A 10,212-nucleotide genomic window follows, 5' to 3' on the forward strand; every position below is an offset into this window, starting at 1 on the left:
CAGCGCATCGCGTAGGCGGCCGAGCGGTCCACCTTGGACGGGTCCTTGCCGGAGAAGGCGCCGCCGCCGTGGCGGGCCATGCCGCCGTAGGTGTCCACGATGATCTTGCGGCCGGTCAGGCCGGCGTCGCCCATCGGGCCGCCGACCTCGAAGCGGCCGGTCGGGTTGACCAGCAGCCGGTAGTCGCTGGTGTCGATGCCGAGCGCAGCGAGCTCGGGCTCGACCACGTACTCGCGGATGTCGGGGGCGAGCAGGCCCTCCAGGCTGATGTCGGCGGCGTGCTGCGAGGAGACCACCACGGTGTCCAGGCGCACGGCGCGGTCGCCGTCGTACTCGATGGTGACCTGGGTCTTGCCGTCGGGGCGCAGGTACGGGATGGTCCCGTTCTTGCGGACCTCGGACAGGCGCTTGGACAGCCGGTGCGCCAGGGCGATCGGCAGCGGCATCAGCTCGGGGGTGTCATCGCAGGCGTAGCCGAACATCAGGCCCTGGTCGCCGGCTCCCTGCTTGTCGAGCTCGTCCTCGGCGCCCTCGACCCGGGACTCGTAGGCGGCGTCGACGCCCTGCGCGATGTCCGGGGACTGCGAGCCGATGGAGACGGAGACGCCGCAGGAGGCGCCGTCGAAGCCCTTCTGCGAGCTGTCGTAGCCGATCTCCAGGACGGTGCGCCGGACGATCGCGGCGATGTCGGCGTAGCCGGAGGTCGCGACCTCCCCGGCGATGTGCACCTGGCCGGTGGTGATCAGCGTCTCGACCGCGACCCGGCTGCCCGGGTCCTGGGTGAGCAGCGCGTCCAGGATGGCGTCGCTGATCTGGTCGGCGATCTTGTCGGGGTGGCCTTCGGTCACGGACTCGGAGGTGAACAGGCGGCGGGCCATGGGTGCTCCGTAAGGGTTGGCAACTGGGACGGACGGGCGGGGCGCGGGGAAACGGCGGCCGGTCCCCGCCGGTGGGGCGGCGGGGACCGAGCGGGGCGGTCAGCTCGCTTCGAGCAGCCGCTTGAGCTGGACGAGCTCCTCGGCCATCTCGTTGCGCTGCCCGACCACCACGTCCTCGTCGACGTGGGGCGGCAGGTTGACGGTGAAGCGGACGGCCACGTGCTCGCCGTGCTCCTGGAGGTCGAGCTCGGCCTCCTCCTCCTGGCCGCGGATCAGCGAGTGGATGACGTAGCGGCGGGCGCCGGCGCTCACGGTGCCGGTGATCCAGGTCTCGATCGGGCCCATCACGGACTGCACCTGGAACCTGCCGTCCTTCTCGCCCTCGACCGCCTGGAAGAAGGTGGTCCACTCGGTCAGGTTGGGCATGTGCCCGAGGTAGGCGCCGACCGTGGCGAGGTCGCCCCTGATGTCGATGCCTCCGGTCACGGGGATCATTGCGGTTGTCCTCACTCTCCTGTGATTGGGCGCTGCCTCTCGTGCGCTCCCGCGCGCTGCGGGGCTGCCGGTCAGAGCAGGCTGAACTGCTCGCGGACGCCGCCGATCAGCTCGCGAGGCGAGCCGGGCGGCTCCTCGGCGCTGCCCCGCAGGGTGCTCTGCAGCAGGGCGGCCAGCGGCAGCACGGTGGGCAGGTGCGGGTCGGCGAGGCCGATCAGCAGCTGCTGGTGGACGCCGTCCGCGAAGGTGGCGTCACCGGCCGCGTCCGCGCCCTTGATCAGCGCGCCGACCTTCTCCTGGTAGCGGGCGACCACCACGGAGCGCTCCTCGGCGCCCGGGGCGGCCAGGGAGTCGACGGCCGCCTGGCCGGCGAACAGCCCGGCCTGGACGGCGATGTCGATGCCGCTGCAGAAGAACGGGTCCAGGAAGGCCGCGGCGTCGCCGGCGATCGCGTACGCCTCCCCCGCCAGCTCGGTGGCGCGGAAGCGCCGGTTGAGCGCGGGCAGCACCGGCAGCAGCTGGTCGGCGCCGGCCAGCAGGGTCTGCAACGGGGCGGCCTCGTCGACCTCGGCCCAGAACAGCGACTCGATGTCGCCGCCGTAGCGCTGGGCGTGGTCGTCGCCGACCACCACGCCGACGCCGACCCGGCCGCCGCCCATCGGGATCACGAACACGTAGCCGTGGGTGATGCCGATGATGGTCATCGTGCCCTCGACCGCCAGCTCGTGCTCGCGCTCGGGCTTGAAGTGGCTGAACACCGCCTCGCGCGGGTCGAGTTGCTGCTCGGGCTCCTCCCGGGTGCCGAGCGCCCGGGAGACCAGGGCGGACTTGCCGCTGGCGTCGATGACGTACCGGGCGGAGAGCTCGGCGATCCCGGCCGGGGTGGCCGCGGTGAGCTTGACGCCGCTGCCGTCGGCCGCGAACTCGACGTCGGTGACGGTGTGCAGCGGGCGGTAGCCGGCGCCCTGGCGGATCGCGTTGTCCACCAGGATCTTGTCGAACTTGGAGCGGTCCAGCCGGACCACGGCCGGCAGGTCGCAGCCGGCCGCCCGGGACAGCGTCAGCTCCAGGCCGAAGCGGCCGGTGGCGTTGAGGAAGCGCACGCCGGTGGCGGCCCCGAAGGCCTCCTTGACGTCCTCCACGCCGAGCCCGCGCAGCAGCGGCAGGGTCTCGCCCGACCACGACTCGGGCAGGTGGGGGGCGGGCTGCATCGCGCGGTCCAGCAGCAGGACGCTCAGGCCCGCCTTGGCCGCGGCCGCCGCCGCGGTGGGGCCGGCCGGGCCGGCTCCGATCACGATCACATCGGTGGTCACGCGGCGGCTCCCAGGGCGGCGGGCGCAGGCTGCGCGCCCGCCTCGAAGTGGCTGACGAAACTGTCCAGGATCCGGCCGAGGCGGTCCTCGAAGCGGCGCCGGTAGGCGTCCCGGTAGTCCTGGTGGGCGGGGTCGGACGGGCTGCCGCCCGGCTGGGCCGGGAGCAGCTCGTAGCTCCGCTCGGCGGTGACCAGGCAGCCGCCGTCCTGCTCGGTGAAGCGCCAGGCGCCGACGTGGTCGGCCATGCCGGGCGGCGGGGTCGGGCTGAAGAACTCGATGTCGCCGCCGGGGGCCAGGAAGCGGACGGTGCGGACGAACTCGGTCCGGCCGTCGCGCTCCACCTCCAGGTCGAACTCCTGGTGCGCGCCGTCGTCGTAGTGCACCCGGACGGAGGTGATCCGGTCCCAGACGGCGTGCCAGGAGGCGATGTCCCAGAACAGCGCCCGGACCTCGGCCACCGGGGCGGCGATCGACCGGCTGACACTCAACAGGTCGCTGCGGTCGGCGAGTTCGGCTGTCTCACGGGGTTCGGCCCGCTCAGCGGTCGACATCGGCCTCGACCGCCTCGCGGAACAGCTGCAGGTTGTGCTGCAGGTGGCCGGAGAGCCGGCGACCGAACTCGGCCTCGTCCGACACCCGGGCGGCGGCCGGGTCGCCGGAGGGCGGCGCCAGCAGCTCGAACTCGCGGGTGGCGGTGACGGTGGTGCGGCCGTCCTGCTCGGCGAAGGTCCAGCGGCCGGTCATCCGCTTCAGCAGCGGCGGCGGCGTGGTCTGCACCAGTTCCAGCTCGTACGGGGCGCGGCAGTAGCGGATGCCGCGGACGGTCTCCTGACCGCCGGGGCGCTCCACCGTCATGGTGAACTCCTGGTTGTAGCCGTCGCAGTAGAGCACCTGGACGTCCAGGGTGTCCGGCAGGATCGCGGGCCAGCGGTCCAGGTCGGCGAAGGCGCCGTAGGCGGCCTCGATCGGGGCGTCGATGACGACGCTCTCGGTGACGGCGGCCACGGCGGTCACTCCCCGCCCTTGCCGGTGAGCACCTTGCGCCAGGAGTCCAGCGCCAGCTTGGAGTGGCCGGCCAGCATGGTCGTCACCTGCTCCTCGGTGCTCGCCTCCTCGGTGGCCGGGTAGACCAGCGGGGCGACCTCCTCGTGGAGGTTCCACACGTGGGTGACCTCGACGTGGGTGTGCCCCGGGTTGCCGGCGGCCTGGGTGAAGCGCCAGATCCCGCCGTGGTGCTTGAGGAACTCCGGCGGCTCGGGTTGGAAGAACTCGATCTCCCCGGGACGGCAGTTGCGGATCGAGCGGACCCGCAACTGGGAGCCGTCGGTCTCCGAGGCGACCGTCATGAAGAACTCCTGGTAGCGCCCGTCGTCGTAGCGGACGTCGATCTCCTGGACGTGCGGCAGGTACTGGGGCCACGCGCGGACCTCGAACAGCGCCCCGTAGACGGCGTCCAGCGGCGCCTCGATCACGAGGGTCTGCACGGTGCGGTGGGCGAACCCGGGATGGGTGTCGATGGTGAGGCCCGCCGTGGGGCTGACGGTGGTCATCTCTGCTTGCTCCTTGGGCTGTTGTGCGTACGGTCGGGTCTCAGGCGCCGAGCCAGTCCTCGCGGCGGCCGGCGAACAGGTCGACCATCGGGGTGTTCATCGCCCAGTGCGGGTGCTCCAGCGCGGTGGTCTCGCCCCAGAAGTCCGGGTTGGTGAACTCGAGCATCACGTTCATGTGCCACTCGCGGCCCAGCGGGGTGAGGGTGAGCTTGTCGTCGGCGAGCTCGGCCAGGCCGCGGCTGAGGATCCGCTCGACCTCGGGCTTGAAGTCCGTCAGGAAGCTGGAGCCGAACTGGAACTCGTACTCCTTCAGGTCGACCGCGAAGGCCTGCAGGATGTTCATCACGTACCGCTCCTTGCGGACCCGCGGGGTCAGCTGGGAGGAGACGGCCGAGATGAAGTGCTCGCCGCGGTTGACGGCGGCGATGTAGCCCTCGACGTCCTTGCGGCCGCCGACCCGGTAGTCGTTGATGAAGCTGTAGGCGCTGGGGCCGACGCCGAGGATCTCGACGTTGTTCCGCAGGAAGGTCCACTCGTTGTAGACGTTCTCCCAGCCCGGCCGGCAGAAGTGGTCGAACATGTAGTTGTGGAAGCCCATGTTCTCGGTGGCCTCGACCAGGTCGCGGTACATGTTGCGGACGTACTCCGACTCCTTGTCCACCAGCGGGGCGACCTTGCCCATCTTGATGAACTTGTCCTGCGGGGTGCCGGGGTGGATCCGGTACAGGTAGGTGGTCAGGTGCTTGACGTCGAGGTCGCGCAGCACCTCCAGGTCACGCTGCCAGGTCTCCCGCCGGTGGCCGGGCAGGTTGTACATCATGTCCATCTGGATGTTGCTGAAGCCGCGCGAGGACAGCTCGTTGATGGCCTTGATGGACTCCTGGGCGGCGTGCGGGGAGCCGATGATCCGCAGGATGCTCTCGTCGAAGGACTGCACGCCGAGGCTGACCCGGTTGATGTGCGAGTCCGCGACGTAGTCCAGCTTGTCCGGGGTGTAGTCGCGGGCGTTGCCCTCGAGGGTGAGCTCGTAGTCCTTGGCCACCGGGTAGTTGGCGAAGATGGTGTCCAGGATCCGCTTCAGGTACGCGGTCTTGAGCAGCGAGCCGGTGCCGCCGCCGATGTAGATGGCGCGCAGGCTGCCGGTCTGGAAGCGCTTGTAGGACGCCCAGCGCTCCAGGTCGGCGACGATCGCGTCGACGAAGCGCGCCTCCTTGTTGCGCGGGTCGTGCGGGGAGAGCTGGTCGACGAAGTACGGGCAGGAGTAGCAGCGCACCCGGCAGAACGGGATCGACAGGTACATCACGTAGTCCTGGCCGGTCTGGTCGAGCGCCAGCTGCGGCAGGAACTCCTGGCCGGAGCGGTTCTCCCAGAGCGCCGGCGGATACAGGATGAACGGGGTGGTGTACTTCTGCGGGTACGGCTGGGTGGTGACGGGCGCGGTCATGCTCGGGTCTCCAATCGGACGTTCACAGGCTGGGGAGTTCGTCAGGACGCGCTGCGCGGCTCGGCGTACATCGGCAGGCCGCCCTCGGGGCGGAGGGTCATCACCGGGCCGGCGACCACCCGGTGGCCCGGCACGGAGCGCAGCCGGAACTGCTGGACCACGGTGGTGAGCAGCAGTTGCGCCTCCATCAGCGCGAAGTGCACGCCCAGGCACTGGCGTTGGCCGCCGCTGAACGGGACGTAGGCGTAGTGGTGCTGCTTGGCGACGTTCTCCGGGGTGAACCGCTCCGGGTCGAAGCGCTCGGCGTCGCTCCAGTAGTCGGGGTGGCGGTGCACGACCCAGGGGCAGATGGTGATGCTGGCGTCCTTCGGCAACGGCAGGCCGCCCACCTCGTCGGGGCCGTTGCCCCAGCGGGCCAGCAGGTAGATCGGCGGGTAGAGCCGCATCGCCTCCTGGACCACCTGCTTGGTGTACGGCAGGCTCGGCAGGTCGGCGACGGTGGCGGTACGGCCGGCCAGCTGGGTGTCGACCTCGTGCTCCAGCTGCTCCAGCACCTCGGGGTGCTCGGCGAGCAGGTGGAAGGTCCAGGTCAGCGCGTCGGCGGTGGTCTCGTGGCCGGACAGCAGCAGGGTCATGACCTCGTCGCGCAGCTGCTGGTCGCTCATCCCGCGGCCGCCGTCCTCGTCGGTGACGGCCATCAGCAGGGAGAGCAGGTCGCCGGTGTCGACGGGGTTGTCGCGGCGGCTGGCGATGATGTCGTGGATGACCTCGTCCAGCTCGGCGACGTTGGCGTTGAACCGCTTGACCAGCGGCAGGAACGGCATGTTGACCATCAGCGGGCCGAACGGGTTGCCGAGCAGCTTGGCGAACTGCTCGCTGACCTCGCTGAACGCGGTGCCGACCTTGCCGGCCTCGTTGATGATGTCCATGTTGAACAGCGTCTGGCCGACGATGTCCAGGGTGAGCTGCATCATCTCGGCGTCGACGTTGACCGGGCCGTCGTCGCCGCGGGCGCCGCGCTCGCGCCAGCGGTCCAGCATCCGCAGCGTCGCGCCGGTCATCATGTCGCCGTAGGTGGCGACCCGCTGCTTGGTGAACCCGGGCTGGATCAGCCGGCGCTGACGGCTCCACAGGTCGCCGTCGCTGGTCACCAGGCCCTTGCCCATGACCCGGCCGAGCAGCAGGAAGGCCGGGTGCGGGGCCTTGCTGTAGTTGGCCGAGTTGGTGGCCAGCACGTGCCGGATGTGGTCCGGGTCGGAGAGGAAGTAGAAGTACTGGTTGGCCAGGAAGCGCACCTTGACGGCGTCGCCGTGCTGCTGGAACACGTCGGTGAGCAGGGCGATCGGGTTCTTCGAGAAGCCGCGCATCACACCGAGCGGGGAGCCGCCGGTGGCGACCTCCCAGGTCTTCGCGGGGCGGGCGGCGGCCCGCCGCTCCGGGGCGATGGTCATCGGGCCGCCGCCTTCCCGCCCTCGATGCCGACGGGCCGGCCGATCAGGTAGGTGACCGGCGGTCCGCCACGGCCCTCGGGCTTCAAGACGCCGGCCTCCCAGGAGTAGTCCGACGCGTCGAGGTCGTGCACCATCTCTCGAAGCTCCTCAGTGGTGTAGGTGCGCAGGTTGGAGGCGATGCCGTCCCACATGAAGGCGAGCGGCACCAGCGGCACGAGGTAGCTGAAGAACAGTCGGCTGTAGCTGACCGGCCGCAGCCGGGCCGCCCAGCCCCAGACCAGCAGCGGGCCGAGCGGGACGGTGAGCAGGATCGGCGCCCAGCGGCGCTCGGTGAACTCGAACACCGCGATGGCCTCGCGCCGGCGGTAGGCGTCCTTCAGCACCCGGCGGGCGGGGTACGGCCGCAGGTGGTGGAAGCCGGTGAACAGGGTGCGCAGTCCGGAGAGCCGTTCGGGCACGGCCGTCGCGTCGACGGACTGCGCCTCGAAGCGGGTGCGGCCGTCGCCGATCGTGCGGACCGCCGCGGCCAGCGCCTCCCGGTTGGGGTACTTGTCGGTGAGAACCAGCTCGACGTCGGCGTCCTCCTCGGCCAGCCGGCCCTTCAGCACCGTCCAGGGGCCGGAGCCGCCGGAGCACAGGTCGACGATCCGGGAGATGTCGTGCTCGCGGACCAGCTTGGCCAGCAACGGCACCACCGGCGCGTAGACGTCGCCGCGCAGCACGATGGCCTCGCGCAGCAGGTCGGTGATCGGGTTCCGCAGCACCGCGGGGAACCAGGACAGATCCTCGAACTCGAACAGGTGACGCCGTTTCATCGCAACTGACCTCGCTCCACTGGATGGCGCCGTTCGGATTTCTCGGCGGTCGACGCCGGACAACCCCCATACTCCGCACTGGAATTCGAGCGGACCATCCCCAAAACCATGCAGCGCTCCGGTCAAGCCCTAGCGGGCCGCTGCATACCGACGGCGGGTCGGCGCGCTTACCGCCTCTGAGCAGTCGATATGCCCGCATAGCGAAGTCGCCGGCAAAGGCGCTCAAGTGGCGCTCAAGCGGAATTCGAGGGGTTGCCGCAAAAGCCGGTGAAGAATTGTCGGGCAACAATTGCCGGATCGATGCGAATCATCGATGCGAATCCCTTATCACCGACGAAAGGACTTCCCCTCATGTGGGAGTACGAGCACAGCGTGATCGCCGACACCACCCCTGAGGCGGTCTGGGCCCTCTACAGCGACACCACCAAGTGGGAGAGCTGGGACCAGGGCCTGGACGCGATCGAGCTGCACGGCCCGTTCGAGGTGGGCACCAAGGGCCACCTGAAGCCCAAGGGCCAGGACGGCTTCCCGTTCACCCTGATCGAGGCCGAGCCCAACAAGCGCTTCACCGACGAGACCGTGGTCAACGGCCTGGTCCTGCACTTCATCCACATCCTGGAGGCGCAGGAGGACGGCCGCACCAAGATCACCCACCGGGTCGAGATCACCGGCCCGGCCGCCGCCGAGGCCGCCCCGCACGTCGGTCCCGCGGTCACCGCCGACATCCCGGCCACCGTCGCCCGTCTCGCGGAGATCGCCGCGGCCTGACGGCCTGAACCGACGACCCCTTCCACCCCAGGAGGCGCACGTGTCCATCATCGAGTCCAGGACTTCCACGGAGACGGCGCCTCCCGGGGCGCCGTCGCCCGCGGCGGTCGCCGTGGCCACCGGCCATCGGGCGGCCAACGGGATCGTCCTGCTCCTGCTCTGCCTCAGCGAATTCATGATGTCGCTGGACTTCTCCATCGTGAACGTCTCACTGCCCGCGATCCAGGGCGACCTCGGCTTCCGCGCCGGGGACCTGGTCTGGGTGGTCACCGCGTACGTCCTCGCCTTCGGCGGCTTCCTGATCGTCGGCGGACGGCTCGCCGACCTCTACGGGCGCCGGCGTCTGCTGGTACTCGGCCTCACCGGCTTCACCGCCGCCTCGGTGCTGGCCGGACTCGCCGGCTCGCCGGGGCAGTTGGTCGCCCTGCGGGCCGTCCAGGGCCTGTGCGCGGCCGCCGTCACCCCGGCCGCGCTGGCCACTCTGACCACCACCTTCACCGGTGAGAAGGAGCGCCAGCAGGCGATGGGCGCCTGGGGCGCGGTGCTCGGCGCCGGCTTCGTCTCCGGCGTGGTCGGCGGCGGCGTCATCACCCAGTACCTCAACTGGTCCTGGGTGTTCTGGATGAACGTGCCGATCGGCGCCGTCCTCGCCGTGCTCACGGCCCGGCTGCTCGGCCCCGGCCGGGACGGCCGCCGGCCGCGCCGGATGGACCTGCCCGGCGCCGTCCTGATCACCGGTTCGGTGGTGGCCCTGGTCTTCGCGCTCTCCGAGAGCAGCGTGACGGGCTGGACCTCCACCCGGGTGCTGGGCGCGCTGGCGCTGGCCGCGGTCGGCGCACTGGCCTTCGCCGCGGTCGAAGTGCGCAGCGCCGAACCGGTGTTGCCGCTCGCCCTGCTGAAGCTGCGCCGGCTGGTGGTGGCCAACCTGGCCAATGTGCTGATGATGGGCTCGTTCTTCGGGCTGGTCTACACCGTCACCCTGTTCCTGCAGGACGTGATGGACTTCTCCCCGCTGCGCGCCGGCCTGACCTTCGCGGCCGCCGGGGTCGCGGGGCTGGCGGCCGGCGCCTCCTCCGAGCCGCTGGCCCGGAAGTTCGGCGCCACCCGGGTGCTGATCATCGGCGCGCTGTTCCAGGCCGCCGCCACCGGGGTGCTGGCCACCCTGCCGACCAGCGGCACCCAGCCGTTCGTGTCGGCCTGCACCGTGGTGGTGAACTTCAGCGGCGTGGTGGCGATCGTGATGATCAACCTGGCCGCCACCGAGGGCGTCGCCGACCAGGACCAGGGCGCCGCCGGCGGCCTGCTGAGCACCTGCGAGCAGATCGGCGGGGCGATCGGCCTGGCCGTGATCTCCACGGTGGCCACCTCCCGGGCGCACCACCTGGCCGGTTCGCACCCGGACACCCACGCGCTGCTCTCCGGGGACCGCTGGGGCATGGCCACCGCGGCCGGCCTGGCGGTGGCCGGCGCGCTGATCGCCCTGGTCGGACTGCGCAAG

General features: G+C 70.8%; 11 protein-coding genes. 2 read left to right on the top strand and 9 right to left on the bottom strand.

From position 1 onward, the window contains the following. The 9 genes from metK to ACFVWU_RS42955 all read right to left on the bottom strand — a co-directional run. A partial coding sequence (gene metK, locus ACFVWU_RS42915; protein WP_387631736.1) for a methionine adenosyltransferase occupies positions 1 to 878 on the bottom strand: 878 nt, incomplete at its 3' end. Between the two features lie 99 nt (positions 879 to 977). Further along, positions 978 to 1,373 (bottom strand): hypothetical protein, encoded by a 396-nt coding sequence (locus ACFVWU_RS42920; protein WP_387631738.1) that lies wholly within the window; start codon positions 1,371 to 1,373, stop codon positions 978 to 980. A gap of 71 nt (positions 1,374 to 1,444) precedes the next feature. Further along, positions 1,445 to 2,686 carry an NAD(P)/FAD-dependent oxidoreductase gene (locus ACFVWU_RS42925; protein ID WP_387631740.1) on the bottom strand — a complete coding sequence of 414 codons (1,242 nt, stop codon included), beginning with the start codon at positions 2,684 to 2,686 and terminating at the stop codon, positions 1,445 to 1,447. Continuing rightward, the gene (locus ACFVWU_RS42930) at positions 2,683 to 3,237 is read right to left on the bottom strand and encodes an SRPBCC family protein (RefSeq protein WP_387631743.1); all 555 of its coding nucleotides are present in this window, start codon (positions 3,235 to 3,237) and stop codon (positions 2,683 to 2,685) included. Before ACFVWU_RS42930 ends, ACFVWU_RS42925 begins: the two co-directional genes overlap by 4 nt. Continuing rightward, positions 3,224 to 3,691, bottom strand: coding sequence for an SRPBCC family protein (locus ACFVWU_RS42935; protein ID WP_387631744.1), 468 nt, complete (start codon positions 3,689 to 3,691; stop codon positions 3,224 to 3,226). Before ACFVWU_RS42935 ends, ACFVWU_RS42930 begins: the two co-directional genes overlap by 14 nt. 5 nt (positions 3,692 to 3,696) lie before the next feature. After that, a complete protein-coding gene (locus ACFVWU_RS42940) occupies positions 3,697 to 4,236 on the bottom strand; it encodes an SRPBCC family protein (protein WP_387631745.1) in 540 nt (179 codons plus the stop codon). A 40-nt stretch (positions 4,237 to 4,276) separates the two neighbouring features. Then, positions 4,277 to 5,680, bottom strand: coding sequence for a coproporphyrinogen-III oxidase family protein (locus ACFVWU_RS42945; RefSeq protein WP_387631748.1), 1,404 nt, complete (start codon positions 5,678 to 5,680; stop codon positions 4,277 to 4,279). Between the two features lie 41 nt (positions 5,681 to 5,721). Continuing rightward, entirely contained in the window at positions 5,722 to 7,131 is a 1,410-nt protein-coding gene (locus ACFVWU_RS42950; RefSeq protein ID WP_387631749.1) for a cytochrome P450, read from the bottom strand. Then, positions 7,128 to 7,946 (bottom strand): hypothetical protein, encoded by an 819-nt coding sequence (locus tag ACFVWU_RS42955; RefSeq protein ID WP_387631750.1) that lies wholly within the window; start codon positions 7,944 to 7,946, stop codon positions 7,128 to 7,130. Before ACFVWU_RS42955 ends, ACFVWU_RS42950 begins: the two co-directional genes overlap by 4 nt. A gap of 351 nt (positions 7,947 to 8,297) precedes the next feature. Here ACFVWU_RS42955 and ACFVWU_RS42960 point away from each other — a divergent pair, with 351 nt between their 5' ends. Together ACFVWU_RS42960 and ACFVWU_RS42965 are read left to right on the top strand one after the other, a co-directional pair. After that, positions 8,298 to 8,714: an SRPBCC family protein gene (locus ACFVWU_RS42960; protein WP_380613141.1), complete on the top strand. Its 417-nt coding sequence runs from the start codon at positions 8,298 to 8,300 to the stop codon at positions 8,712 to 8,714. Positions 8,715 to 8,754: 40 nt separating this feature from the next. Further along, positions 8,755 to 10,212: MFS transporter (locus tag ACFVWU_RS42965; protein WP_387631753.1), on the top strand; the 1,458-nt coding region annotated here is incomplete at its 3' end.

It is taken from the genome of Kitasatospora sp. NPDC058190 (assembly GCF_042883685.1).
Classification (GTDB): Bacteria; Actinomycetota; Actinomycetes; order Streptomycetales; family Streptomycetaceae; genus Kitasatospora.